General features: G+C 64.9%; 23 protein-coding genes and 1 tRNA gene. 16 read left to right on the forward strand and 8 right to left on the reverse strand.

Annotation, left to right across the window (positions count from 1 at the left end; all coding sequences use genetic code 11):
• Window positions 1-27 precede the first annotated feature (27 nt).
• The 8 genes from LH20_RS06940 to alaS all read left to right on the forward strand — a co-directional run bounded on the left by LH20_RS06940 (window position 28) and on the right by alaS (window position 11,251).
• Window positions 28-2,091: a M13 family metallopeptidase gene (locus LH20_RS06940; RefSeq protein WP_053553580.1), complete on the forward strand. Its 2,064-nt coding sequence runs from the start codon at window positions 28-30 to the stop codon at window positions 2,089-2,091.
• 102 nt (window positions 2,092-2,193) lie between these two features.
• Window positions 2,194-4,560 carry a hybrid sensor histidine kinase/response regulator gene (locus tag LH20_RS06945; RefSeq protein ID WP_053556146.1) on the forward strand — a complete coding sequence of 789 codons (2,367 nt, stop codon included), beginning with the start codon at window positions 2,194-2,196 and terminating at the stop codon, window positions 4,558-4,560.
• Window positions 4,550-4,903 carry a response regulator gene (locus LH20_RS06950; protein WP_053553581.1) on the forward strand — a complete coding sequence of 118 codons (354 nt, stop codon included), beginning with the start codon at window positions 4,550-4,552 and terminating at the stop codon, window positions 4,901-4,903. The genes LH20_RS06945 and LH20_RS06950 overlap by 11 nt, the downstream gene beginning before the upstream one ends.
• 105 nt (window positions 4,904-5,008) lie before the next feature.
• A complete protein-coding gene (gene recA, locus LH20_RS06955; protein WP_053553582.1) occupies window positions 5,009-6,085 on the forward strand; it encodes a recombinase RecA in 1,077 nt (358 codons plus the stop codon).
• Between the two features lie 427 nt (window positions 6,086-6,512).
• Window positions 6,513-7,139 carry a glutathione S-transferase family protein gene (locus tag LH20_RS06960; protein ID WP_053553583.1) on the forward strand — a complete coding sequence of 209 codons (627 nt, stop codon included), beginning with the start codon at window positions 6,513-6,515 and terminating at the stop codon, window positions 7,137-7,139.
• A complete protein-coding gene (locus LH20_RS06965) occupies window positions 7,129-7,728 on the forward strand; it encodes a hypothetical protein (RefSeq protein WP_053553584.1) in 600 nt (199 codons plus the stop codon). The genes LH20_RS06960 and LH20_RS06965 overlap by 11 nt, the downstream gene beginning before the upstream one ends.
• Before the next feature lie 84 nt (window positions 7,729-7,812).
• On the forward strand, window positions 7,813-8,550 hold the full coding sequence (locus LH20_RS06970; RefSeq protein ID WP_053553585.1) for a hypothetical protein: 738 nt from the start codon (window positions 7,813-7,815) through the stop codon (window positions 8,548-8,550).
• A gap of 52 nt (window positions 8,551-8,602) precedes the next feature.
• Window positions 8,603-11,251 (forward strand): alanine--tRNA ligase, encoded by a 2,649-nt coding sequence (alaS, locus tag LH20_RS06975; protein WP_053553586.1) that lies wholly within the window; start codon window positions 8,603-8,605, stop codon window positions 11,249-11,251.
• A gap of 117 nt (window positions 11,252-11,368) precedes the next feature.
• On the opposite strand, the gene bla is transcribed toward alaS, so the two are convergent.
• Window positions 11,369-12,319 (reverse strand): class A beta-lactamase, encoded by a 951-nt coding sequence (bla, locus tag LH20_RS06980; RefSeq protein WP_053553587.1) that lies wholly within the window; start codon window positions 12,317-12,319, stop codon window positions 11,369-11,371.
• Between the two features lie 110 nt (window positions 12,320-12,429).
• Between bla and LH20_RS06985 the strand changes: the two genes are divergently transcribed.
• Window positions 12,430-13,293: a LysR family transcriptional regulator gene (locus tag LH20_RS06985; protein WP_053553588.1), complete on the forward strand. Its 864-nt coding sequence runs from the start codon at window positions 12,430-12,432 to the stop codon at window positions 13,291-13,293.
• 63 nt (window positions 13,294-13,356) lie between these two features.
• Here LH20_RS06985 and LH20_RS06990 read toward each other — a convergent pair whose 3' ends face one another.
• The gene (locus LH20_RS06990) at window positions 13,357-13,770 is read right to left on the reverse strand and encodes a holin family protein (protein WP_053553589.1); all 414 of its coding nucleotides are present in this window, start codon (window positions 13,768-13,770) and stop codon (window positions 13,357-13,359) included.
• Window positions 13,771-13,823: 53 nt separating this feature from the next.
• Window positions 13,824-14,354, reverse strand: a complete 531-nt coding sequence (locus tag LH20_RS06995; protein WP_235527196.1) for a glycoside hydrolase family 108 protein — start codon at window positions 14,352-14,354, stop codon at window positions 13,824-13,826.
• 110 nt (window positions 14,355-14,464) lie between these two features.
• Here LH20_RS06995 and LH20_RS07000 point away from each other — a divergent pair, with 110 nt between their 5' ends.
• Window positions 14,465-15,442: an NADPH:quinone oxidoreductase family protein gene (locus LH20_RS07000; RefSeq protein ID WP_053553590.1), complete on the forward strand. Its 978-nt coding sequence runs from the start codon at window positions 14,465-14,467 to the stop codon at window positions 15,440-15,442.
• 138 nt (window positions 15,443-15,580) lie between these two features.
• Window positions 15,581-17,020 carry a sugar MFS transporter gene (locus tag LH20_RS07005; RefSeq protein ID WP_053553591.1) on the forward strand — a complete coding sequence of 480 codons (1,440 nt, stop codon included), beginning with the start codon at window positions 15,581-15,583 and terminating at the stop codon, window positions 17,018-17,020.
• Here the strand turns inward: LH20_RS07005 and ybaK are convergent.
• Complete coding sequence (gene ybaK, locus LH20_RS07010) at window positions 17,017-17,490, reverse strand: Cys-tRNA(Pro) deacylase (protein ID WP_053553592.1); 474 nt, start codon at window positions 17,488-17,490, stop codon at window positions 17,017-17,019. The two genes, LH20_RS07005 and ybaK, sit on opposite strands and share 4 nt — an antisense overlap.
• Before the next feature lie 44 nt (window positions 17,491-17,534).
• Window positions 17,535-17,611, reverse strand: a tRNA-Pro gene (locus tag LH20_RS07015).
• Window positions 17,612-17,891: 280 nt separating this feature from the next.
• On the opposite strand from LH20_RS07015, the gene yajC reads away from it, so the two are divergent.
• Genes yajC through secF form a run of 3 tightly spaced genes read left to right on the forward strand, consistent with a single transcriptional unit; the run spans window position 17,892 to window position 20,876 of the window.
• The gene (gene yajC / locus LH20_RS07020; protein ID WP_053553593.1) at window positions 17,892-18,221 is read left to right on the forward strand and encodes a preprotein translocase subunit YajC; all 330 of its coding nucleotides are present in this window, start codon (window positions 17,892-17,894) and stop codon (window positions 18,219-18,221) included.
• 51 nt (window positions 18,222-18,272) lie between these two features.
• Window positions 18,273-19,886, forward strand: a complete 1,614-nt coding sequence (gene secD / locus LH20_RS07025; RefSeq protein ID WP_053553594.1) for a protein translocase subunit SecD — start codon at window positions 18,273-18,275, stop codon at window positions 19,884-19,886.
• Between the two features lie 15 nt (window positions 19,887-19,901).
• Window positions 19,902-20,876, forward strand: coding sequence for a protein translocase subunit SecF (gene secF / locus LH20_RS07030; RefSeq protein ID WP_053553595.1), 975 nt, complete (start codon window positions 19,902-19,904; stop codon window positions 20,874-20,876).
• Here the strand turns inward: secF and LH20_RS07035 are convergent.
• Both LH20_RS07035 and LH20_RS07040 read right to left on the reverse strand, forming a co-directional pair.
• Window positions 20,873-22,051 carry a glycosyltransferase gene (locus LH20_RS07035; RefSeq protein WP_053553596.1) on the reverse strand — a complete coding sequence of 393 codons (1,179 nt, stop codon included), beginning with the start codon at window positions 22,049-22,051 and terminating at the stop codon, window positions 20,873-20,875. The two genes, secF and LH20_RS07035, sit on opposite strands and share 4 nt — an antisense overlap.
• 106 nt (window positions 22,052-22,157) lie before the next feature.
• Complete coding sequence (locus LH20_RS07040; RefSeq protein ID WP_053553597.1) at window positions 22,158-22,718, reverse strand: helix-turn-helix domain-containing protein; 561 nt, start codon at window positions 22,716-22,718, stop codon at window positions 22,158-22,160.
• A gap of 261 nt (window positions 22,719-22,979) precedes the next feature.
• On the opposite strand from LH20_RS07040, the gene LH20_RS07045 reads away from it, so the two are divergent.
• Entirely contained in the window at window positions 22,980-24,338 is a 1,359-nt protein-coding gene (locus LH20_RS07045) for an OprO/OprP family phosphate-selective porin (RefSeq protein WP_053553598.1), read from the forward strand.
• A gap of 180 nt (window positions 24,339-24,518) precedes the next feature.
• Window positions 24,519-25,931, forward strand: a complete 1,413-nt coding sequence (leuC, locus tag LH20_RS07050; RefSeq protein ID WP_053556148.1) for a 3-isopropylmalate dehydratase large subunit — start codon at window positions 24,519-24,521, stop codon at window positions 25,929-25,931.
• Window positions 25,932-25,977: 46 nt separating this feature from the next.
• On the opposite strand, the gene leuD is transcribed toward leuC, so the two are convergent.
• Complete coding sequence (leuD, locus tag LH20_RS07055) at window positions 25,978-26,562, reverse strand: 3-isopropylmalate dehydratase small subunit (RefSeq protein ID WP_053553599.1); 585 nt, start codon at window positions 26,560-26,562, stop codon at window positions 25,978-25,980.
• Window positions 26,563-26,595 lie beyond the last annotated feature (33 nt).

The raw sequence follows: 26,595 nt of genomic DNA on the forward strand, positions 1-26,595 counted from the left end.
GCTTAGTTAATGAAACTGGGGAAAATCATGACTCGTCCGCAATTTTCTTCGCGCTTGCTCGCGACGGCGGCGCTCGGCGCCCTTTTCCTGGGTGCGCCGGCGGCGCTGCTCGCGGCCAAGGAAAAAACTACCAGCGCCGAGGCCAAAGCGTCCGCCAGGCCCGAAATCGGCACCTACGGCTTTGACGCCTCGGGCATGGACACGACGGTTCTGCCGGGCGACGATTTTTATGCCTATGCCAACGGCACCTGGGCCAAGAACACCGCAATTCCCGCCGACAAGTCGAATTACGGCATGTTCACTGCGCTTGCCGATCTCTCGCAAAAGCGTACGCAGGACATCCTCGAGGCGGCAAAGAGCAATCCGGACAGCATGATCGGACGTGCCTACGCCTCCTATCTGGACGCCGCGACAGTCGAGGCGAAGGGGCTTGCGCCGATCGAACCGTGGCTTGCCAAGGTGCGCAGCGTCGACAAGGCAGGGCTCGCAAAGCTGCTCGCCGAGGCTGATCGCAATGGCGTCCAGCACTTTTTCGGCGGCTATGTCGGCCAGGACGACAAGAATCCCGACGTCTATATCTATTCGCTCTATCAGGGCGGTATCGGCATGCCCGACCGCGATTTTTATCTCAAGGATGGCGAGCGCAACACCAAGCTGCAGGCCGCCTATCTTCAGCATCTGCAGAATGTTCTGACACTGGCGGGCGAGGCGAATGCCGCCGCACGCGCGCAGGCGATCTACGACTTCGAAAAGCAGATCGCCGCTGTCCACTGGGACAAGAATGACAGCAGCGATGCGGTCAAAATCTACAACAAGATGACGATCGCCGAACTCGCCAAGGCCGCCCCCGGCTTCGACTGGGCGACCTTCATTCGCGGCGTAGGGGTCGAAGAGGATTCGCTCCTCATCGCGCAGCCGAGCGCGTTCACGGGCGAGGCGAAGCTGATTGCCGATGCGCCGATCGACGTCATCCGCGACCTGCTGCTTGTCCGCAGCCTCGACAGCTTCTCGGATGTACTGCCCGACGCCGTCGCGAAGGAGGCCTTCGCTTTTTACGGTACCGCGCTCTCGGGCACGCCCGAAATGCAGGAGCGCTGGAAGCGCGCGGTCGATTTCACGACGAACAATATGGGCGAGGCGGTCGGACAGGATTATGTCGCGAAATACTTCACGCCCGAAACCAAGGCCGAAATGGACAAGCTGGTCAAGAATGTCATCGCAGCGCTCGGCGACCGCATTGACAATCTGACCTGGATGCAGCCCCAAACCAAGGTCCGCGCCCGCGCGAAGCTTGCGAATTTCACCACCAAGATCGGCTATCCTGACAAGTGGAAGGACTATAGCAAGCTGGAGATCCGGGCCGACGACCTGTTCGGCAATGCGCTGCGAGCAAACCAGTTCGCGCACGATGACAATATCAGCCGTCTCGGCGGCCCGATCCGACGCTGGGAATGGGCGATGACCCCGATGACGGTCAATGCCTATGCCAATTTCAGCATGAACGAGATCGTTTTCCCGGCCGCGATCCTGCAGCCGCCCTTCTTTGATCCTCATGCCGATCCGGCGATCAATTACGGCGGCATCGGCGCGGTAATCGGCCACGAGATCAGCCACCATTTTGACGATCAGGGCGCGAAATATGACGAGACCGGCAAGCTCGCCGACTGGTGGACGCCGGAGGACGTCGCAGCCTTCGAGGCCGCCGGCAAGGCGTTGGTCGCGCAATATGACGCCTATGAGGTTCTGCCTGGCGAGCATCTCGACGGCACCTTCACCCTGGGCGAAAATATTGGCGATCTTGCGGGACTTACGATTGCCTATGATGCCTACAAGAAATCGCTTGGCGGCAAGGAAGCGCCGGTGATCGACGGGATGACCGGTGACCAGCGCTTCTTCCTTGGATGGGCGCAGGTATGGCGGCGCAATTATCGCGAACAGAATCTGTCGCAGCGCATCACCACCGATCCGCATTCGCCTTCGATCCAGCGGACTTGGGTCTCGCGCAACCTTGATCCCTGGTATAAGGCCTATGGCGTCAAGGAGGGCCAGAAGCTTTATCTGGCGCCCGAGGATCGTGTCCGCATCTGGTAATGCGCCAATAGGGGAAGCCAAGAATTGACCGCGAAGAGCCTGCCTTCCGCTGATGCCGATATCGGCAGGGGGGCGGCTCTCGCCGCGGCATCGCCTCGGCGCTTGTCGCGCACCGACGCAGGGTTGCTCGCCGGCCTTGCGCTATTGTCGGTCGCGCTTCTCTTCTGGGCAACGCGCGATACGGTGCTCGCGGCGGGGTTCGTCGCAGGGATCGCTCTTGCGGGTGGCGGCATGATCCTCGCGCGCCGGCTTTTCCCGGCGGCCGCAGCGGGCGAGGCGCCGCCTCCTGACTGGACGATGCTGCGCCAGGCGGTCGCGCACGACGATGTCGCGATTGCCGTGACCGATCGCGCGGGCCGGATGGTCTGCGCCAACGACCTGTTCGCCACCTGGATGGGTGGCTTTGTCACTCCGCCAGGGCTGCCGCTTGAAGGCCGCGGCGCGGACCTGCTCAAAAATGCAGGGCGCGCGGCCTGGCGCGACGGCGAGGGCCGCGCCGACGAGATTGCCGTTGGCGGGTTGCAGCTGCGCGCGCAGGTCACGCGGACCGGCCAGGCCGAAGATTACCTGGTCTGGCGCTTTTCGGCGCACGAGCGGCTCGACCTCGCGTCGGAAATTGCCCGCCATCTCGACGGTCCGGCAGGACGCACGCTCGGCCAGGCGGGCGTGATGGCGGCGCTCGTGAGCGCCGAGGGGCGGCTGCGCGCGGCAAACGAGGCCTTCTTGCTTCGCGCTCTCGGCGAGGTCGACCGTGCACATTATGCTGGACGCGACGCTGCGGCGATGCTGCGTCTGGACGACGCCGGCGCGCTCTATTTTGCCCGCGAGGGCGACCGTCCGACGCCGGTGCGGATGATCCAGATTCCGCTGGCGTCCGCCGAGGCGGGCGGGCCAATGCTGCTCGCGCTTATCGACGAAGAGATCGGTCCCGCCGACCGCGGCACCGCGCAGACCTACGTCGAGACGCTGCTGTCGCTGCTGCCCTTCGGGCTCGCCATGGTCGATCGCGACGGGCGCTTCTTGTACATGAATCGCGCCTTTGTCCGCGCCGCGGGGATCGGCGATGGCAGGATGCCCCGCTATCCCGGCGATCTGGTGGTAGCAGAAGACAAGGGGCCGCTTGCCGACATGATCCGCCGGCACAGCAGCGGGCAGCAGGTCGGCGGCGACCTGTCGATCCGGCTTGCAGGACAGGGCGATGAGCCTGTGTCGATGCGCGTGGTCGGAGTGCGCGGGCTGGGCGAGGCGGCGGTAATGCTGAGCCTGAAGGACTCAAGCGAGGAATCACGCCTCAAACGCCAGGTCGCGCAGCAGTCCAAGATGCAGGCGGTGGGTCAACTCGCAGGCGGCGTCGCGCACGACTTCAACAATATCCTTACTGCCGTCCTTGGTGCCTGCGATCTGATGCTGATGCGGCACACGCCCGGCGACAGCGACTATGACGATATCCAGCAGATCCGCAGCAACGCAAACCGCGCGGCGAGCCTCACTCGGCAATTGCTTGCCTTCTCGCGCCAGCAGACGCTTCGCCCCCAGATCTTGCAGCTTCCCGATGTCATCTCGGAAGTCTCGCACCTGCTCAAACGGCTGATCGGCGAGACGGTGCAGCTGTCGGTTCATCACGGCCGCGGCCTCGGCGCGGTGCGTGCCGATCCTGGCCAGCTTGAGCAGGTGATCATCAACCTCGCGGTCAATGCGCGCGACGCCATGCCTGGCGGCGGCACGCTGACGATCGAGACCTATCCGGTTGCCGCAGCAGAGGTCCGGCAAATGGGCAGCGAGATCATGCCGCCCGCCGACTACAGTGCGCTGAAGGTCAGCGATACCGGCACCGGCATTCCGGCCGATGTGCTGCCCAAGATCTTCGAGCCCTTTTTCACCACCAAGGATGTGGGGAAGGGCACAGGCCTTGGACTTTCCACTGTCTACGGCATCATCAAGCAATCGGCGGGCTTCATCTTTGCCGACAGCAAGCCGGGGCAGGGGACGAGCTTCACCATCTATCTTCCCGTGCATCAAAGCGAAAGCGGCGCTGCCGCCCCGGTGACGCCGGCGGTCAAGCCGCGCAAGAGCCAATGGGGCACCGGGACCATCCTGCTTGTCGAAGACGAGGACATGGTGCGCGCGGTCGCGGAACGCGCGCTGGCCCGCGCGGGTTATACCGTCGTCACCGCGGCGCAGGGCGAAGAGGGACTGGAAAGATTTGCAGCGATGGACAGGATCGACCTCGTGATCAGCGATGTGGTGATGCCGGTAATGGACGGCCCCGCGATGGTGCGCACGATGCGCGCAAAGCGGCCCGATCTTCCGGTACTCTTCATGTCGGGCTATGCCGAGGAACAGCTGCGCCAGTCGATCGATATCGACCGCGTGAATTTCCTGCCCAAGCCCTTCTCGGTCGCTCAGCTTGCCGAGGCGACCTCGGCCGCGCTGGACGAGGCCGCGCACCGGGCATCGCATGACGGATAACCGCCTCATTCTGCTGGTCGAGGATGACGTGCTGATCGGCATGATGCTGGTCGACATGTTCGAGGCGCTCGGCTTTCCCGAGCCGGCGCAGGCAGCCGCGGTCCCGGACGCGCTCGACCTTATCGAGACGCGGCCGGTTGCAGCGGCACTCATCGACATCAACCTGGGCGAGACCAAGGGTTGGCCTGTCGCGGACGCCCTTGCTGAACGCGGCATTCCCTTTGCCTTCACCTCGGGCGGCGGCGATATCATTCCGCCCGCGCATGCACACCGCAAGCTCGTCTCAAAGCCGTTTCGACTCAGCGAGATCGAGGCGGTGCTGAACGATTTTTTTGAGGAATAGACTGCTCCTTGCATGTTCCCGTCTTGTTCTTTGAGAACAAATGACGTACATGGGTCAGGCGTTGCGATGCTACTGCCTTCGCTTTAGAGCAGGAAAGGTGCGGTTATGGCCGGACAATTGTCACTCGTCGAATCGGGGAAATCAGTGAACGGAACGGATAGGCAGAAGGCGCTCGACGCCGCATTGGCGCAGATCGACCGCGCTTTCGGCAAAGGCTCGGTGATGAAGCTGGGCTCAAAGGAGGCGATGCAGGTCGAGGCGATCTCCACCGGATCGCTCGGGCTCGACATCGCGCTGGGGGTCGGCGGCTTGCCGCGCGGCCGGGTCATCGAAATTTACGGTCCCGAAAGCTCGGGCAAGACCACGCTGGCGCTGCACTGCATCGCTGAAGCCCAGAAGACGGGCGGCACCGCGGCCTTTGTCGATGCCGAACATGCGCTCGACCCCGTCTATGCGAAGAAGCTGGGCGTCGACATCGATGAACTGATCGTCTCGCAGCCCGACACCGGCGAGCAGGCGCTCGAGATCGTCGACACGCTCGTGCGCTCGAACGCGATCGACGTGCTCGTCGTCGACTCGGTCGCCGCGCTGGTGCCGCGCGCCGAGATCGAGGGCGAGATGGGCGACAGCCATGTCGGGCTGCAGGCGCGTCTCATGTCGCAGAGTCTGCGCAAGCTCACCGGTTCGATCAGCCGCTCGCGCTGCATGGTGATTTTCATCAACCAGCTGCGCATGAAGATCGGGGTGATGTATGGCAATCCCGAGACGACGACGGGCGGCAATGCGCTCAAATTCTATGCCTCGGTTCGCCTCGACATTCGCCGTACCGGCCAGATCAAGGACCGCGACGAGATCGTCGGCAACACGACGCGCGTGAAGGTGGTCAAGAACAAGGTCGCGCCGCCGTTCAAGCAGGTCGAATTCGATATCATGTACGGGCAGGGCATTTCGAAGATCGGCGAGATCCTCGACCTCGGCGTCAAGGCCGGGCTGGTCGAGAAATCGGGCGCCTGGTTCAGCTATGATTCGATCCGGATCGGGCAGGGCCGGGAAAATGCGAAGAATTTCCTCACCGAGAATCCCGAACTGATGGAGCGGCTCGAAACCGCAATCCGCGGCCGTACCGATGCGGTGGCCGAGGAAATGATGGCGGGGCCCGACGACGAGGGCGACGATATCTAAGGGCATCGGGGTCGCGCGGCGACCCTGATGCCTTGCCATCCGGCCGGTCGCGCCCCTCTTTGACCGGCCGGCCGACGGCGGCGGGCCATTTCCCTTGAACCTGCCTCCCCCTCTCGCAGGTCGGCCCGCCCGCCGTTGATCGCTCCAACATCGCTATGTTAACGGCTATGACATCGGTGCGCAGCATGCGCGTTGCCGGCATCGGCCGATCAGCGCTCATTTTGTGATCTTCCAATAGTCCGCGTACCTGACTGGATCCGGACGCGATGCGCTTTTCTCGCCTGCAAAGCCGATGACAAAAGGGCGCGGGCACACCGCTGACGGCGCATGCCGAAAAAAAGCTTGGCTCTCCCTTCCACGAATTATCTTCCCTTTCCTGCGGGGGCACTCCAATCTTGGCCAACCTGGCGGCTGGAAGGAAAGCGCGATGAGCCTGATCGTTCACCATCTCAACAACAGTCGGTCGCAACGCATCTTGTGGCTCCTCGAGGAAATCGGCGCGCCTTATGAGATACGCTTCTACGACCGCGATCCTGAAACCAATCTCGCGCCGGCAGAGCTGCTCGCCGTGCATCCGCTTGGCAAGTCACCGGTGATCGAGGACGACGGGCGGGTGATCATCGAATCGGGGGCGATTGTCGAATATCTTTGCGGGCGCCACGGGGGCGGCGCGCTGGTCCCCGAGCGCGGCACCGAAGACCATGTTCGTCACCTTGAATGGATGCATTTTGCCGAAGGATCGGCGATGACGCCGATCCTCCTGCGCGTCTACACAGCGCGGCTCGGCGCAGCCGCAGCGCCGCTCGAGGCCAGGATCACACAGCAGCTCGAATCGCATTTCGAATATATGGAAAGCCGGCTCGGCCCGAGCGGCCATTTCCTCGGCGACGCGCTGTCGGCAGCGGACATCATGCTGAGCTTTCCCGCCGAGATCGCGGTCATGCAGGGGCTCGCGCCGCGCTATCCGAAGCTCGCCGGGTTCGTGAACATGTGTCACGACCGCCCCGCCTGGCGGCGCGCGCGCGACAAGGGCGGGGCCTACTATGGCTACTGAGCCGCGGCTTTTCGTTCGCAGGCTCGCGATCGCGGCGGGTCTGCTCGCCCTTGCGGGGTCCGCGCTTGCCGCGCCGCCGGTGGTCGGACCCGAGGTCGAGCGCGAGGTCGTCGCACCAAAAGGCGCAACCTTCCAGCCTTCCGGCACGGACGAGGAGGGCGCAATCGATCGGTTCGCCGCCTATGTGTTGGCGCTTGCGGGCCGCGATTATGACGCGGCCTACGCCATGCTGCGGCTGTCGCTGCAGGCCGCGAGCCCCAGGCTGGAATGGGAGATGAACCTGCGCAAGCGCGGCGCGCTTTGGGCAGACGGGACGCTTCGCTTCGTCCGGCTTAGCTGGTATCTCGACCCCCCGGGCGAGCCGCGCGGCATCTATGCCGCGTTCGATTTCCGCGGCGACCGCGCCGACGGGACGATGGATTGCGGCTATGTCGTTGTACACCGCGCCGAGCCCGCCGCGCCCTTTACCGTCGTGCGCACCGACGTCTCGGAGATACCACCCGACATGATCGAGGACGGCGTGCCCAAGGCGGACATTCTTCGCCAATTGCCCTGCTATCTGGGCAAGGGGATCGCGACGGCCTTTTAGAAGCGCTGCGATAAATCCTGCTTGCGCGGCGCGGTTGACCTTTGCACTATCGCGGCGAAGCGCGGGCCTGTCATCCGGGGGATTATGGGACTTGTCGCATTGGCATTGCTGTTCGCAGCGGCGGGCGAGCCCGGCATCGCGATCAAGGCCGTGCCGGAGCAGGGCTATACGGCCGAAATCGGCACTTTCGATTCCGCGAGCATCGGCGGCGTGATGGAGCGGATCAAGGACGTCGCGGCCGAGCGCTGCGGGGCGCAGGGGGTCCGCTTCGGGCGCCATCAATTCGACACCCGGGTCGACACCGCTCGCAACGTGATTCTGATCGAGAATCTGAAGCAGAATTTCATCTGCTTCGACCGCTCGACTGATCCCTACAAGCCGGTAGCTGCTGACTGGAAAGCGAGCGACGAGGATACCGCGGGCGCGCGTGCATTTGTCACGCGCTTTCTCGATCTGCTTGAGCGGGGAGATGCGGCGGGCATCGCGATGATGGACCCGCTTGTCGAGCTGACGCAGGCGGACTGGGACGGTCTGCGCAGGGCCGCCATGCAGCATCGCACAGGGAGCGGGGGAGCGCTGAGCCCGCAATTCAGGCTGTGGGTGAACAATCCGCCGGAAACGGCCTATCCGGGAGCTTATGCCTATTTCTCGGTGATCGATGATCATCCGGGTATCGAGGGAACCTGCGGGGGCATTTTGGTGCACCGCGTGCGCGCCAACGAATATCGGATCTCGCAATATGACGTCCAATTTATCTCGAGCGCGCTTGTCGAGCAGCAAGGACTGACGGCGGACGAGCTTGATGGCCTTTGCCAGCGATGAGGGGCTGCGCGTTGTGCTTGAGAAACCCGCCGTCCCGCACTAGATCGCGCGCATGACATCGACCAACGACATTCGCCGCTCTTTCCTCGACTATTTCGGGGGGGCGGGCCATCATATCGAGCCGTCGGCACCGCTGGTGCCGCACAATGATCCGACGTTGATGTTCGTCAACGCGGGCATGGTGCCGTTCAAGAATGTCTTCACGGGACTTGAGAAGCGGCCCTACAGCACCGCGACCTCATCGCAGAAATGCGTGCGCGCGGGGGGAAAGCACAATGATCTCGACAATGTGGGATTTACTGCGCGGCATCACACCTTCTTCGAGATGCTGGGGAATTTCTCCTTCGGCGACTATTTCAAGGAACAGGCGATCCATCATGCCTGGACGCTGATCACCAAGACGTGGGGCCTGCCCGCGGAAAAGCTGACGGCGACCGTCTATCACACCGATGACGAGGCGTTCGACCTCTGGCGCAAGATTTCGGGACTGCCTGAAAGCCGGATCATCCGAATCCCGACAAGCGATAATTTCTGGTCGATGGGCGACACCGGCCCGTGCGGGCCGTGCAGCGAGATTTTCTACGATCATGGCGACCATATCTGGGGCGGTCCGCCGGGATCGCCCGAAGAAGATGGTGACCGCTTCGTCGAGATCTGGAACCTCGTGTTCATGCAATATGAGCAGCTGCCCGGGGGCGAGCGCGTCGATCTCCCGCGGCCGAGCATCGACACGGGCATGGGGCTCGAACGGATCGCCGCGGTGCTCCAGGGCGTCCACGACAATTATGACACCGATACATTCAAGGCGCTGATCGCGGCCTCGGTCGAGCTGACCGGCGTCGCCGCCGATGAGGCGCACAAGGCGAGCCACCGTGTCATCGCCGACCATTTGCGGGCGTCGAGTTTCCTCGTCGCCGACGGCGTTCTGCCCTCGAACGAGGGGCGCGGCTATGTTCTGCGCCGGATCATGCGCCGTGCGATGCGCCACGCACACCTTCTCGGCGCCAAGGACCCGCTGATGTACCGGCTCTTGCCCGCGCTGACCGCCGAGATGGGCGCCGCCTATCCCGAGCTGATCCGCGCGCAGCCGCTGATCGCCGAGACGCTCGAGCGCGAGGAAACCAAGTTCCGCCAGACGCTCGACAAGGGGCTGCGCCTGCTTGACGAAGCAACGGTGGGGATGGGCGAGGGCGCGACGCTCCCGGGCGATGTCGCCTTCAAGCTCTATGACACCTACGGCTTTCCCTATGATCTTACCGAGGACGCGCTGCGCACGCAGGGGATTGCAGTCGATCGGGAAGGCTTCGACGCGGCAATGGCGCAGCAGAAGGCCGCGGCACGCGCAGCATGGAAGGGTAGTGGCGAAAAGGCATCGGACGAAATCTGGTTCGATCTTGCCGAAGCGAATGGCAGCACTGAGTTCACGGGCTACGCCGCAACCGCAGGCGAGGGCACGGTGATCGCACTCGTCAAGGACGGCAAGCCCGTCGAGGCAGCGGTGGCGGGCGATGAGGTCGTCGTGCTCACCAACCAGACGCCCTTTTACGGCGAAAGCGGCGGCCAGATGGGCGATGCGGGGACGATCGCGACGCTCGAGGGTGCAAGGGCCCTTGTCCGCGACACCGGCAAGCCGCTCGGCCGCCTGCACACGCACCAGGCGAAGCTTGAGGCAGGGACGCTGAAGGTCGGCGATACGGTCCAGCTCACCGTCGATGCCGAGCGGCGCGATCGCATTCGCGCCAACCATAGCGCGACGCACCTGCTGCACGCAGCGCTCCGCAACCGCCTCGGTGGACATGTGACGCAGAAGGGCAGCCTGGTAGCGGAGGATCGCTTCCGCTTCGACTTTTCGCATCCCAAGGCGCTGAGTGCCGAAGAGATCGCGCAGATCGAGGCCGACGTGAACGCGCAGATCCGCGCCAATGAACCGGTGACGACGCGGCTCATGACACCCGACGATGCGATCGCGGCGGGCGCGATGGCGCTCTTCGGCGAAAAATATGGCGACGAAGTGCGCGTGCTGAGCATGGGCAAGGCCGATGACAAAAGCTATTCGGTCGAGCTGTGCGGCGGCACCCATGTTCGCGCCCTCGGTGATATCGCGCTGTTCAAGATCGTCAGCGAATCCGCGGTCTCTTCGGGGGTGCGGCGTATTGAGGCGCTGACCGGCGAAGCCGCGCGCACGTGGCTTACCAGCCGCGACGAGGCGCTGAAGGCGGCCGCGGCCGCGCTCAAGACCTCGCCCGACGATGTGCCAGCGCGGGTGACGGCGCTTGCCGAACAACTCAAGAAGGCCGAGCGTGAACTCGCCGAGGCGAAGAAGGCGCTCGCGATGGGCGGCGGCGCCGGCACCGCGGGCGGCCCGGCGGTCGAAAGGGTGGGCGACACTGCCTTTCTCGCGCAGGTCGTCGACGGGCTCGATCCCAAGGAGCTGCGCGGCACGGTTGACGGGCTGAAGAAGCAGGTCGGAAGCGGCGTAGCGATGCTCGTGGCGGTAAACGATGGGCGTGCGTCGGTCGCGGTCGGGGTGACCGACGATGCGACCGGAAGCCACAATGCCGTTGAGCTCGTGCGCGCTGCGGTGGCGGCGCTCGGCGGGCAGGGCGGCGGCGGAAGGCCTGACATGGCGCAGGGCGGCGGTCCCGATGGCAGCGCGGCCGATGCTGCGGTGGCGGCGGTGAAGGCAGCGCTTGCGGCCTGACCCTCGCCCGGCGTGCCCCGTGCCGAACTGCCGGGGCATCCGTTCTGGCGGGCGTGAAATGTGCCGGATTGCCAAGCGCCTCACAGGCCCCGCAGTCCCTTGGCTGCGGACGAGCGCCTACGCGCCGCTGGCCCATTCGGCCGCGAGCTTCCCGACAGCGGCGAGAACAGCTTCGTCCTCGCCCCGCACCGCCTCGATCGCCACCGGGCCCTCATAATAGGCCGCGATGAGGAGGGGTGCGCCTCTCGGCGGGTAGGCGATGGCGATGTCATTATATTTGTTCATCATGCCCGGCGCCATTGCGGTGCCGGTCTTGTGGGCCAGCACCCAGGACGCGGGGAGGCCGGCGCGTAGCCGCCTGGGGCCGGTTGTTGTCGCCGCCCCCCAGTCGATCAGCCGCTTGCGCGAGGCATCGCTGAGGGCATCGCCAAGAAGCAAGGTGCGCAGCAGCGCGGCCATCGCCGCGGGGGTTGTGGTGTCGCGCACCTCGCCCTCGCCGACACGGTTGAGCATCGGCTCGCGGCGATCGAGGCGTGTTACCGCATCGCCCCAGGCGCGAAATTGACGCGTCACCCCCTCGGGTCCGCCGACGAGGGGCAGCAGCAAATTGGCGGCAGCATTGTCGCTGACGGTGATCGCCGCCTCGAGGAGTTCGGCAACGCTCATGCTGCCCCTGGCGAGATTTTCGCGGGTTCGGGGCGAGTTGGAGAGAAGGTCTGATTTGTCGAAGCGAATGCGTTGGTCGAGCGACAGTCCTCCCGCATCGACGGCGTCAAGGACCACGGCTGCAAGCGGCCATTTGACGGTCGAGCAAAGCGCGAAGCGCTCGTCAGAGCGGTGCCCCGCCGACCGCCCGTTCGCTGAATCGAGAAAAAGGACGCCGAGCCGTCCCCCCGCCTCCCGTTCGAGCGCTGCGAGCCGCCCCGCAATCGGATCCGGCGTCGCTTCCGGCTTTGCGGGGGCTTCGCTCGTCTGCGGCGTGCAGCCTGCAAGCATGGTCCAGCCCGCAAGGCCCGCAGCAGGGGCGAGCGACAGCAGACGGCGGCGTGACAGCAAGGCGATCGTCATATCGAGATTCCTCATGATCGGGGGTGGGGGCGGAAATATTTGACAGCTTCTGCCTTGCGTCCAAGCGACGATAGGTCAGAAGGGACATTAGATTTTCTAAGGCAGACGGCATGGCGATTACCGAGATTTCGCTCAACCTGCTCCGCGCGTTCGATGCGGCGTCGCGTCAGGGAAGCTTTACCGAGGCGGCGAAGGAATTGTTCGTCACCCAGGCGGCGGTGAGCCATCAGATAAAGGCGCTCGAAGCCTGGCTGGGCAAGAGCCTCTTCCATCGCACATCGCGCGGGCTGCTGCTGACCGACGAGGGGCAATGGCTCGCACCCATCGTCGCTGATGCGCTGGCGCGGATCGAGGAGGGGGTCGACCTTGTGCGCGGCGGCGGGCCGCGGGAGGTGCTGACCGTCGGGGTCGTCGGCACCTTTGCAGCGGGTCATCTGGTCCGCCGCCTTCCCGATTTCCGCCGCCGCTTTCCCCATATCGAGCTGCGCCTGCTCACCAACAACAACAAGCCCGATCCCTCGACCGACAGTCTCGACCTCTCGATTCGCTTCGGCGACGGTGCCTGGCGCAGCGTCGAGGCGGTGCGCGTGATGGACGCGCCAATGACACCGCTCTGCATCCCGGCGATTGCGGACACGCTTCACCAGCCTTGCGATCTTGCTCGCTGGCCACTGCTGCGCTCCTACCGCGCGCAGGACTGGCCGGCGTGGTTTGCTGCCGCGGGGGCAGCTGCGGTCGCTGCGCGCGGGCCCCAGTTCGATACGTCGATCATCATGATCCAGGCGGCGCTTCTGGGCGAGGGCGTTGCGCTCGCACCTGCCACGATGTTCGAGACTGAGCTCGCCGACGGGCGGCTGGTCCAACCTTTCGCATGCGAGGTCGACGTCGGGGCCTATTGGTTGACGCGCCCGCTGGCGCGCCCCGAGCGCTCTGCCGAGCGGACGTTTGCCGAGTGGCTGATAGCGGGCGCTTGAGGGGTTCCGCGAAATCGCCTGCGCCGCGCTTCCAGTGCGGCCGCGCCTCGCCTCAACAGGCACTCAAGCTTCGAGCCCCTTCGCCTTTCCCCACGCACGCGCCGCGGTGTAGCCGAGATAGCCTGTGCCGAAGAGCGCGTAGAGCGGTTCGGGAAGGCCGGCGAGATAGGTGTTCAATCCTTCGGCGATGACCCTGGCCGTGCCAGGGCTGACCGCGGTGATCAGCCCCATCGGGATGGCCCAGAGCAGGAGGATATACATGACGTAAAGGAAGCTCGGCCGCGCACGGCTTGTCCAGGGATCGGCGCTGCTGGCCTCGAGACGGAGCGCGGACATGCGCGTGCGGATCGCTTCCATTTCGAGGCTGCCCTCCAAATTCAGAAGCTCAAGCTTGGCGCGCTCGCGCGCCTCGGGGTCGGGGATGATCCTGTCGATAATCCTGGCGAGGGGGCCGATCAGGCCTTCGATGTTGCTCATAGCGATGTCCTTGCTCTTGAAAAAATAGTCCTCGGGCCGGGCTCAATGCGCCGTCAGCCACTCGCGAGCCGCCTCGCGAGCCACCCGTAGAGAAAGGCCTCCTGGCTCGGGCGGCGCTCGGCGAGCGCGATGTAGCGTTCGCCTTTCAGGGCCTCGATCGCGCGTAGCAGCACAATCTCGCCCGCGGAGCCGCGTCTCCCCAACAAGCCGTCGAGTGCGAAGAGGCTGCGCGGTCCGATCATGCGGTCGACTGCGATATCGGGATAATCGCGTGCGCCGCGATTGAGCGCATTGAGCGAGCGCTGGAGGAAGCCTGCGGCAACCGAGGCGCCCATGTGAACGGCGATATCGAAGAGCTCGGCCGCGACCATGGGCGCGCGCAGCGCGACCCGGTCGAGGCCGGGGGCTTGCCAATAGACGTTGCGATAGATGGTCGCTGCGGTCTCGCGCGCCAGGTCTCGCATCTCTCCTGCATAGCCCTCCGCCCGGGCGACGGCCTCGGTGATGCCCCAGCAGGTTGCCCCGCCGCGGTCGGCGGGGTGGTTTACATATCGTCCTTCGCGGTCGATGAGAGCGTCGATCATCGCATCGACGTCGACGCGAGGTGGTTTGAAACGGGACACGGAGTCGCTCCTTTGGTTCGCTGTGTTCATATAAAGAACCATATTGGTACAATGTAGGAAAGGGGTTTTTGATGCGGGCATTGGAGGTGCGCGAATTGGCGCCCGATCATCGCGGCTGCCGGCTTGTCGAACGCCCAGCGCCCGAGCCCGGACCTGGCGAGGTGCGCGTGCGGGTTCGCGCAGCGGCGGTCAATTTTCCCGATCTGTTGATGACGCGAGGAGCCTATCAGCTCAAACCCGAGCTGCCGTTCGTGCCGGGACTCGAATTTGCCGGCGAGGTCGATGCGCTCGGCGCAGATGTTCAAGGCTGGGCGAGGGGCGATGCGGTGGTCGGCGCAAATCGGCTGGGCGCGATGGCTGAATATTGCATCGTTCCCGCAAGCGCGCTCCGCCCCAAGCCAGCAGCGCTCAGTATGGAAGACGCAGCGGCCTATGGCGTGGCCTATCTTACGGCTTATGTCGCGCTCGTGCGCTGCGGGCGCGTCGCGGCGGGCGACTGGGTGCTCGTGCACGGCGCTGCGGGCGGCGTCGGGCTGGCGGCAGTCGATCTGGCGAAGGTGCTCGGCGCGCGCGTGATCGCGGCCGCGAGCACTCCCTCGAAGCGCGAGGCGATTGCCGATCTCTATACGCCCGACGCCGTGATCGCGGCCGAGCCGGGCTTTCGCGGGTCGGTAAAGGCGATCACGGGCGGGAAGGGGGCCGACCTCATCTTCGACCCGGTGGGCGGGGACGTCTTCGACGAATCGACGCGTTGCATCGCCTTTGACGGGCGGCTGCTTGTCGTCGGCTTCGCCTCGGGCCGGATCCCGGAGATTTCGGTGAACATGCCGCTGATCAAAGGCTTTTCGGTCGTCGGCGTACGCGCGGGTGAATATGGGCGCCGCTTTCCCGAGCGCGGGGGCGAGAATCTGGCGGCGATCGACACGCTCGCCGCCGAAGGACGCATCCGCCCGCATGTTCATGCCGTTCTCGACCTTGCTGACTGGCGAGACGCCTTTGCGATGATCGAGCGGCGCGAGGTGGTGGGGAAACTGATTCTGCGGCCATAGTCCCGGCGCGCCTGCACCGGCCCTCCTGCATAGCTATGCGCAAAATTTTGCGGATAGTCAGCGGCGTAAGGCACGGCTAGTCTTTCGCGCCATAAGGAGCGCAGACGCGCCCGCCGCGATACTTCCCGGGAGACGATCATGGCCCTAGCGCCCGATACCGCCAGCAGCACCGACCCGCGCCCCGGCTCGGACAGCAGCGCCCATGTCGACGCACCCGAGCTGCGCCTCTTCGTGATGGGCCTTTTCTTCATCTTCGGCGGCATCACGTCGCTCAACGACGTGATCATCCCGAAGCTCAAGGAATTGTTCACACTCAACTATACGCAGGCAATGCTCGTGCAGTTCTGCTTCTTCACCGCCTATCTGGTGATCGGCATCCCAGGGGCAAAGCTCGTCAAGAAGATCGGCTATATGCGCGGCGCTGTCGCGGGCCTTCTCACAATGCTCGTCGGCTGCCTGCTCTTCATCCCAGCATCGCAAAACGCGATTTACGAACTCTTCCTGCTCGCCCTGTTCGTGCTGGCGAGCGGAGTCGTGATCGTGCAGGTTGTCTCCAACCCGCTGATTTCGCTTCTCGGCAAGCCCGAAACCGCGCACAGCCGCCTCACTTTTGCGCAGGCCTTCAATTCGCTCGGGACGACGCTGTTTCCGCTGGTGGGAGCGGGGCTCATCCTTGGCAGCATCGTCAACCTCAAAGCCGAAGATCTTTCGGGCCCCGCGCTCGCCGCCTATCGCACCGCCGAGAGCCAGGCGATCGTCAACGGTTATCTCGGCATTGCCGTTGCGCTCGCGATCGTCGCCGCCGCGGTGTGGATGTTCCGCAACCGGCTGCCGCACGATGCCGAGAGCATGTCGGGCGGCGAGCTTGTCCGCCTGCCGCGCTATCTTGCTGGCCTTGCGCTGATAGTCGGCGGCGCGCTTGCCGCGACCAGCATCAACTCGGTCATCGGCTTGCTGCTTATCCTGCTCGCGCCGGTCGTATGGCTGTACGGCAATGATCTCCTCAAGCGCCGCCGCTTCGGCTTCGGCGCGCTGTGCATCTTCCTCTATGTCGGCGCCGAAGTCGCGATCGGGTCGCTGATCATCAATTATCTGGCCGAGGACCGCGTGCTCGGCCAGCCCGAAGCGGTCATCGGCTGGATGGTGTTCTTCTATTGGGGCGGCGCCATGCTCGGCCGTTTCGCCGGCTCTCTCCTGATGTATCTTGGTATCAGTCCCGGCAAGCTCCTCGCCTTCAACGCGGTAGGCGCGATCCTTCTCATCCTGATTTCGGCGAACAGCAGCGGGGAGCTCGCGGCCTATTCGCTGCTCGCGATCGGTCTGATGAACTCGATCATGTTCCCGACGATCTTCAGCCTTGCGAGCGAGAGACTTGGAAATCGCGCCGCGGACGGGTCGGGGATCATCAATGTGGCAATATTTGGCGGCGCGGTCGTGCCTGTGGCGACCGGCGCGCTTGCCGACGCCGCAGGCGGCAATCTCGCGCTCGCCTTGACGCTGCCAGCGCTCTGCTACGCGGTCATCGCGGCCTACGGCATCTATGCACGGAGACCCGCGGTCGATGCACCCGCCGCCTAGGCGGCGATTGGCGCGATCACGGCCCTGAGCAACCCTGCCGCATCGCCTGGGGCAAGCCGCAGCTGCAGCCCGCGCTGCCCGCCATTGATATAGACGTGCGCGAGCGCGAGCGCGGCCTCGTCGATGACGGCAGGCACCTGGCGCATCTGTCCAAAGGGGCTGACGCCGCCCACCTTGTAGCCCGAGACGCGCTCGGCTTCCGCGACCGGCATCATCGCGGCCGACTTGCCGCCGAGCGCCGCGGCAAGCTTTTTCATCGATACCTCGCGGTCGGATGCAAGAATCGCGCAGGCGGGTTTTCCGTCCACGCGCAGCATCAGTGTTTTCAGGACGCGCTCGGGCGCCTCGCCCAGAGCCTCGGCCGCCTGCAGGCCGACGCGCTCTGCCGCGGGATCATAATCATAGCTGTGGATGGTAAAGGCGATTCCCGCCTGTTCGAGCGCCCTTGTCGCCCGCGTGGCCCGCGACATGCGCCGTCTCCCAATTGAATGGCAATGGAGAAAGCGGAAGAAATTGGTCGGGACGAGAGGATTCGAACCTCCGACCCCCACACCCCCAGTGTGATGCGCTACCAGGCTGCGCTACGTCCCGACCGGCCCTATTGGGCAGGCGAGGCCCCTAGCGCGGCTGGGCGGGGGATGCAAGGCTCTGTTGCGCGAAGCGTGCATGGTGGAGGCGGCGGCGAAGGAGAAGGTTCGGGGACGCCTTGACCTGAGGGGCCGGGACCCCATTTTCGCGAAGCCTGTCGGGGGGAGGCCATGCAGCCATTGGTTGCGCCGTGCTTTCCTGCATGATAGGCGCCGCGCCATATTTTCTGCGCGCCCTTTCCTAGCTGGAATGGCCCGCGCTTCCAACGGAAAGTCTTTCATTCATGTCGACGAACTTGCTTCTGACCCAGGCGGCCGGATCGGGGGGCGGGGCGGCCGGTTTCATCATGCTGGTCCCCTATCTGCTGATCTTCGTTGTTTTCTGGTTCTTCCTCATCCGCCCGCAGCAGGTGCGCATGAAGGAGCATCGCGCCAAGGTTGCGGCGGTGAAACCGCGCGATCAGGTGGTCACGGGCGGCGGAATTGTCGGCAAGGTTACGCGCGTCGACGATGATTTTGTCGATGTAGAGATCGCGCAAGGCGTGAAGATCAAGGTCGTGAAGTCAACGCTTTCGGACGTTCTTCAGCCCGGCGCCAAGCCCGCCAACGATTGACGCGGCGCGGCCCCGTCCTGGGGCCCGCCCTCTTCGAACCGGAACCACCCTATGCTCGATTTTCCTCGCTGGAAGACCATCGGCATCAGCCTCATCCTCTTGGCTGGCATCCTCTTTTCCATTCCGAGCTTCCTGCCCGAGAAGGCGTTCAACAGCCTGCCGGGCTTTGCGCAGACGAAGGTCAATCTCGGGCTCGACCTTGCGGGCGGCAGCCACCTGCTTCTCGAGGCGGATCTTGCCGACCTTCAAAAAACGCAGCTTGCCAACATGGAAAAGACCGTGCGTACCGCCATGCGCGGCGAGCATGGCGCTGATGACGATATCGCGATCGGCGAACTGCGCCGCTCCGGCAACCAGATCAGCTTTCTCGTTCGCGACCAGGCGCAGATCGACGAGGCGCGCGAGCGATTGTTTCGCGAAACGCAAGGGGCCGGGCTGACGGGCCAGCGCGACTGGAACATCAACATCGTCGACGTGACGCGGATCGTGCTCACCCCCACCCGGGCGGGGCAAGCGCAGGCTGTCAGCCGTGCGATGGACACGGCGCGCGACATCATCGACCGCCGCGTCAATGCGCTCGGCACGCGCGAGCCGACGATCATTCGCGAAGGCGACGACCGCATCGTCGTCCAGGTTCCGGGGCTTCAGGACCCGCAGGCGCTCAAGGATCTGATCGGCAAGACCGCGCGGCTTGAATTCCGCATGGTCGACGCCAACGCCGACCCCGCTGAAGCGGCCGCGGGGCGCGTGCCGGTGGGAAGCGAGATCGTCCCCTATGCCGAAGGCGAAGGGACCGGCGCAGCCTTCGAGGTGCTGAGCCGGCAGGTGATGATCAGCGGCGAACAGCTGATCGATGCCCGGCAAAGCTACGATCCGCAGTCCAATCTTCCGGTCGTAACGATCCGGTTCGATTCGGGCGGGTCGAGCACCTTTGCCCGCGTGACGCAGCAGAATGTCGGCAAGCGCTTCGCGATGGTCCTTGACGGCAAGGTGTTGTCGGCTCCCTCGATCAACGAACCGATTCTGGGCGGCAGCGCACAGATTTCGGGCAATTTCACGGTCGCGAGCGCCAACGCGCTCGCCATTTCGCTCAGATCGGGCGCGCTGCCGGTGAAGATGGAAGTGGTCGAAGAGCGCACGGTCAGCCCCGAGCTCGGCGCCGATTCGATCGAAAAGGGCATCATCGCGGGCATCATCGCGACCGTCGCGGTGCTGACGATGATGATCCTGGTCTACGGCCGCTTCGGGGTTTATGCGAACATCGCGCTCGTCTTTAACATCTTCCTGATCATTGCGATCATGGGGGCATTCAATGCGACGCTGACGCTCCCCGGTATCGCTGGCTTCGTGCTGACGATTGGTGCGGCGGTCGACGCCAACGTGCTGATCAACGAACGCATCCGCGAGGAGCTCAAACGCGGGCGACGTCCGTTTCAGGCTGTCGAACTCGGCTATTCGGAAGCGAGCCGCGCGATTTTCGACGCCAACGTCACCAACGTCATCGCAGCGGCGCTGATGTTCTGGTTCGGCTCGGGTCCGATCAAGGGCTTCGCCGTGGTGCTGACCATCGGCATCATCACCAGCGTTTTCACCGCGGTTACCGTCACGCGCATGTTCGCAGCCCACTGGCTGCGTTCCCGGCGCCCCGCGGCGATCACGCTTTAAGGAAGGGAGCGAAGGATGCGCTTGCTCAAACTCGTCCCCGACGACACGAATATCGATTTTCTGAGGTGGCGGAGGGTCGCCTCGGCCGCGAGCTTCCTGCTCGTTGTCATCTCGATCGCGCTGGTCGCGGTGCGCGGACTGAACTTCGGTATCGATTTTGTCGGCGGCCAATCGGTCCGCGTCGAATTTCCCGCCGAAATGCCGCCGATGGAAGACATTCGCGAAGCGGTCAGCAAGGTCGGTCTCGGCGAGGCGACGATCCAGCAGTTCGGCTCCGAAAAGGCGGTGTCGATCCGCACCCTGCTTCCTGAAGGCGAGAATGTCACCGCCGACAGCGCGGGCCAGCAGTTGGTCGCGGGCATCCAGAAGGCCTTCCCGACCGCAAGAACCGGCGCGGTCGAGACCGTGTCGGGTAAGGTGTCGGGTGAGCTGCTGCGCACCGGTGCGCTGAGCCTCGGGCTCGCGATGCTGGCCATCTCGATCTACATCTGGGTTCGCTTCGAATGGCAGTTCGGTGTCGGCGCGATGGGGCGCCTGTTCCACGAGGTCGCGCTGACCTTCGGCTTTTTTGCCGTGACGCAGATCCAGTTCGACCTCAACAGCGTTGCGGCGCTGCTGACGATCGTCGGCTATTCGCTGAACGACACGATCGTGGTCTATGACCGGGTGCGCGAGAATCTGAAGAAATATCGCAAGATGGAGATCGTGCCCCTGCTCAACCTCAGCATCAACGAGACGCTCGCGCGCACCGTGATGACGAGCGTTTCGATGCTGCTCGCGCTCGGGGTCCTCGTGATCTTCGGTCCTGACGTGATTTTCGGCTTTTCGGCCGCGATGCTCCTTGGCGTATTCGTTGGCACCTATTCGTCGATCCTGATGTCGACGCCGGTCCTTGTCTGGCTGAAGGTCGGTCCGCACAGCTTCGTCCCGCGCACCGCCGAGGGCGGCGCAGAGCGCGTGACGCGCTCGGATGACGGCGCGGTGGTCTAGGCGCCCGTTCGACCGGCGCAGCGGCGCAGATGCTCGGCCAGTTCGCGCCCGTTTCGTTCCCAGTTGAAGCGCCCGGCAAGGGTTGCGGCAACTGCGGAGGGCAGCGGCGGGTCGGCGAGGATCGCCGCGACCGCGTCGGCAATCGCGGTGGGGGTGCGCTCGACGATGCGGCCGGCCTTGGGCGAGGTCACAAGCTCGGCGGCCCCGCCCGCTTCGCTGATCACGATCGGCGTCCCGCAAGCAAGCGCCTCGACCCAGGCGTTGGCAAGGCCTTCGCTCGCTGAGGGCATGACCACGGCGTCGGCCGCGCGATAGAGCTGGGGCAGATCGGCTTGGGCGACGGGACCCATCAGATGCACGCGGTCTGCAACGCCCAGCCGCCGCGCGAGTGCGCGGTAGCGGCCTTCCTCCTCACCCGACCCGGCGAGCCAGTAATGAACGCCCGGCAACTCTGCGAGCGCCTCGATGACCAGTGCCTGGCCCTTGCGCGGAATAAGCGCGCCGACGGTTGCGATTGCCGGAGCCTCGCCCATGCCGAGCGCGGCACGCGCCGCGGCGCGATCGCCTGGCGAAAAGACCGACGTATCGACACCTGTATAGTGGAGCGCGACCTTGGCAGGGTCGATGCCGATCGCCTGCATGTCGCGCCGCATCGCATCCGAAACGGCGAGAAGTCCTGCGGCGCGCCCGGCTGCGGCAAGGAGCTGCGGCCGGCTCGCCCGGTCATGGCCGAAATGGCTGATGTCGGCGCCGCGCGCCTTGATCGAAAAGGGCAGGCCAAGCGCCGCCGCGACGCGCATGGCGGCGGGGCCGTCGGGGTAGAAGAATTGCGCATCGACGACATCGAACGTCTGACCGCGCACTGCCGCGAGCACTGCACGCGCGATCCGCGCCGGGTTGAGACGCACGCCGTAGCGCGGGATCAGCGCGAAGCGTGGGCGATGGACGGTAAGGCCTCCCCATTCCTCCTTGAGCGGAAGCGTGCGCAGCGCCCGGTAACGGCGGTGCAACGAGGCAGGGAAGGGCGGCAGTCCGACCGGCGCGGCAATGGTGAGCTCGGCGCCCGACTGGGCGGCAAGCGCGCGAAGGCTCTTTTCGACGAACAATCCGAAATTGGGGCGCGCCGCGTCGGGAAAGAGCGTCGCGATCGAGAGAATGCGAAGTGGGGCCGTCATTCCCAATCCCTTTTCCAGCCGTATCGGGTCTCTCGAAGCACTGCTTTTCCTTCTCGGCGCGATAAAGGGGCGGCCCTCTGGCAGGCGCAGGGCGGCCGAAAGTCAATCAGAGGTTACGTATGAGCCGCACCGCCACCGCTGCCCAGGGGGGGCTTCTGACCACCTGCTGCCGCTGACCGGTTCCAGGGGGAAGCAGGTGGAGCTTTTCGCCATCGACGTTGAGCAGCCGTGCGAAAACGTAGCGGCCAGCGGGACGGGGAACCAGAAGGTCGCGATTGAGAGCGGTCGACCAGTCGCCGTCGATACGGCGGCACCAGATTTCATCGCCCGCGCGATAGTCGCCGACCGATGAGGTAACGCGCAGTGCGATCATATCCTCGGTCGGACGCGCGGTGAGCGCCTGTTCGGGGCGCGCCGGGGCGTGTGCGCCGTCGGCGCCGAGCAAGGCCGTGATGCTGAGCTGGGTATCCTGCGGGAGTTGGACTAGCTCGGCCGTGTCGACGGAGAGCGCTTTCGCGATGCGGTTCATCCAGTCAAGCGACAAGGTCCGGGTGCCCGTTTCGAGGCGACCGATCGTCTGGGCCGTGGTTGGCGGGTCGCAGCGAAGCGCCACTTCCTCCAGCGTGAGCCCCTTGGCCCGGCGCACCGCGCGAATACTGTTGATCATCGCACTTCTTTCATAACCAATATGGTTCTTTGTGTCCTACATTATGATCCAATGTCAAGCCTCGGCCATCGAGAGGAGTCGCATGATGGCTCGCTGGCGTCCGGGTCGTATCATTCAGGCGTCTTGATCCGCGCCGGCGCGCGGGCACCGACGAAATCGCGCAAAGAGATGGATGTCACGGAAATGTCACCCAATTGACGTGCATCTGTCACCAATCGGACATAACAGCCGGCGGCGACCTTTCGCTATGGAGCAAAACGCATGCGCAAACGCCTGACCGCCACCCTGCTTGCGACAACGATGTTTGCCATGCCCGCCGCGGCGCGCGCGCAGGCGATGAACGCCGAGGAGGCGGCCGCGCTACGCGGCGAGCTTGCATCGCTGCGCGCCAAGGTCGACGCGCTGGAGGCCCGGCTTGGCTCCGCGCCCTTGGTGCCGGCGCCCGCGCCTGCGTCGTCGTCCGATCCCGCACCGCAGGAGGCGGGAAAGCCTGGCGCCTCGATTGCGTGGAAAGGGGCCCCCCAGATCAAGACCGCTGACGGGTGGAGCTTCAAGCCGCGCGGACGGATGCAGCTTGACGCAGCGAACATCGACGCACCGGACGGGACCGGAATCAGGGGCGGACTCGCGACCGAGTTTCGCCGCGTCTATCTTGGCGTCGACGGCGAGATCCCAGGCGGCTTTTCCTACCGCGTCGAAGCGGATTTTGCGAACGAGGAGGTCGAGCTCACCGACGTCTATTTCACCTACGGCACAGGGGCGCTGTCGGTAACGGTCGGGCAGATCAAACCCTTCTGGTCGCTCGACGAGATGACGAGCGATTTGTTCACCAGTGCGATGGAACGCGCGGCCTTTACGCAGGCCTTCGGCTTTGGACGGCGGGTTGGCCTGTCGGCGCAATACAAGGGGGATGCGCTGTTGCTCGAGGGCGGGGTGTTCGGGGCGAACGCGCGCGAACTCTTCGACGACGATAACCGCAGCGTCAGCGTCGATGCGCGCGCGGTGTGGATGCCGAAGGCGAAAAATGTCCAGTGGCACATCGGCGCATCGTTCCACTTGCGCGACCTCGGTGATCCAGCGGCAACGCTGCGCTACCGCGCGCGGCCCTTTGCTCATTCCACCGATGTGCGCCTCGTGGATACCGGGGCTCTCGATGCGAAGGGCGAGCGGGGCATGGGCTTGGAGGCCGCGGTGATTGCAGGGCCGTTCCATGCTGCGGGCGAGGCCTATTGGCAGACCGTGCGCCGGCGCGCGGGCGCCAATCCGACATGGTTCGGCGGCTATGCCGAGGTCGGCATGGTGCTGACCCCAGGCGACCGGCGCGGGTACAAGGAAGGCGCTTTTGACCGGCTCAAGCCGTCACGGCCGATCACAAAAGGCGGTATCGGCGCGATCGAGATGAACGCTAGATACGATCATCTCGATCTCAATGACCAGGATGTGGTGGGCGGCCGTCAGCAGACGGCGCTGCTCTCGCTCGTCTGGGCGCCCATCGACTTTGTCCGCCTGACTGCCAATTATGGCAAGCTGTGGATCAGCGATAGTCCTGTCGCGGCGGTGACGGGCGAGCGGGATTATTCGGCGGACACCTTCGGGCTGCGGACGCAGATCGATTTTTGACGCGCGTTCCTGGGGCATCGAAACTTCGTGACATTTTCGCGCAGCCCGCCGCGGCGACGATCGACACGGCTTGCATCGCGCCATCCTCTCTGCATATAATTAGAATACTAAGTAATTAGGCAGAGGGTGATTCGAGGTCATGCCGGGGCAAGGGAAACGTCCGCGATGGCGGCAACCGCGATGACGCGCGGGCGCACACTTTACGACAAGATCTGGGATGCACATGCCGTCGCCGAGGACGATGGCGAGACGCTGCTCTACATCGACCTTCATTTGCTCCACGAAGTCACCTCGCCGCAGGCCTTTGCCGCGCTCGCCGCCGCGGGGCGGCAGGTGCGCCAACCGCAGCGGGCGCTCGCGCTTTCGGACCATAATGTCCCCACCGAGGGGCAAGCTGCAGGTCCTGCGGGCGTTGCCGACGACGAGGCGCGCGCGCAGCTCGAGGCGCTTTCAGCCAACGCGGACCATTTCGGAATCGAGCGCTTCGCCATGGGGGACCCGCGCGGCGGCATTGTCCATGTCGTGGGCCCCGAGCAGGGGCGCTCGCAGCCCGGCATGACGATCGTGTGCGGCGACAGCCACACCTCGACCCACGGCGCCTTCGGCGCGCTCGCTTTCGGAATCGGCACAAGCGAGGTCGAGCATGTGCTCGCGACCCAGACGATCCGCCAGCGGCGCTCGCGCAACATGCGGATCACCGTGAGCGGCGCGCTTGCGCCGCATGTCTTCGCCAAGGATCTTGCCCTCCACATCCTGGGTCTCATCGGCGTCGATGGCGCGGGCGGGCATGTCATCGAATATGCGGGGACGGCGATCGGCGCGCTGTCGATGGAAGCGCGGATGACGCTGTGCAATCTCAGCATAGAAATGGGAGCACGCGCGGGGCTTGTTGCTCCCGACGAGACGACCTTTGCCTATCTGAAGGGGCGCCCCGCAGCGCCCCGAGGGGCGGCCTGGGATGCAGCACTCGCGCGCTGGAGGGCCCTGTCGAGCGACAGGGACGCCTGCTTCGAGCGCGAAGTGCAGATCGATGCCGCAGGCGTGCGGCCGATGGTGAGCTGGGGCACCAATCCCTCGCAGGTGGTGCCGGTTGGCGGCCTGGTTCCCGACCCTTCGGCGATGGCCAATGCCGAGCGTCGCGCCGCCGCCGAGCGCGCGCTTGCCTATATGGATCTTGCGCCGGGAACGCCGATCGCAAACATCCGGATCGACCGCGTGTTCATCGGTAGCTGCACCAACAGCCGCATCGAGGATTTGCGTGTCGCGGCAGACATTGTTCGCGGCCGCCGCGTCGCGCCGCATGTCCGCGCGATGGTCGTTCCGGGGTCGGGGCTGGTAAAGCGGCAGGCGGAAGACGAGGGGATCGCCGACATATTGCAAGCCGCAGGCTTTGACTGGCGGGAGCCCGGCTGCTCGCTCTGCGTCGGGATGAACCCTGACCGTCTGAACCCCGGTGAGCGCTGCGCTGCGACCTCGAACCGTAATTTTGAAAACCGGCAGGGCCGCGGCGGACGCACCCATCTCATGAGCCCTGCGCTTGCCGCGGCGAGTGCGATCGCGGGGTCGATCGTCTCGCCCGAAGATCTGGGTTAGCGGCCGCCTCCTTCCTTCCTGGGGAGGGGGCTGGGCGCGAACGCCGCTAGGGCGCGCTCTCGTAGCGCGCGATGGCATCGACGTGGCGCAACGTCCGGTCGATATCGTCCAGCCCCTCGAGCAGTACGCGGCGATCGCCCGGATCGACCGTGAACCCGATCGTCTCGCCCGACGCGAGCGTGATCGTCTGCGCCTCAAGATCGACCTCGATCGGCGCATATTGGGAACGGGTGATCGCGCGGCGCAGCCGCTCGCACACGGTGTCGGCAAGGCGGATCAGCAGCAAGCCATTCTTGCGGGCGTTGCTGGCAAAGATATCGCCAAAGCTCGGTGCGATCACACAGCGGATCCCGAAGTCGGCAAGCGCCCAGGCTGCATGTTCGCGCGACGAGCCGCAGGCGAAATTGCGGTCGGCAACGAGGATGCCCGCGTTGCGGCACGAGGGGTGATTGAGAATGAAATCTGCGCGCTCCGAGCCATCGGCCGAATAGCGCAATTCCTGGAAGAGATGCCTGCCGAGGCCATCCCGGGTGAGGGACTTCATGAAGCGCGCGGGAATGATCATGTCGGTGTCGACATTGGCGAGCGGAAAGGGGGCAGCCACCGCTCTTAGCCGCACAAATTTTTCCAAGGCTTGCTCCTATCGCTTAGTATTCTAAGTATA

The organism is Sphingopyxis sp. 113P3, from assembly GCF_001278035.1.
In the GTDB taxonomy this organism is placed as follows: Bacteria; Pseudomonadota; Alphaproteobacteria; order Sphingomonadales; family Sphingomonadaceae; genus Sphingopyxis.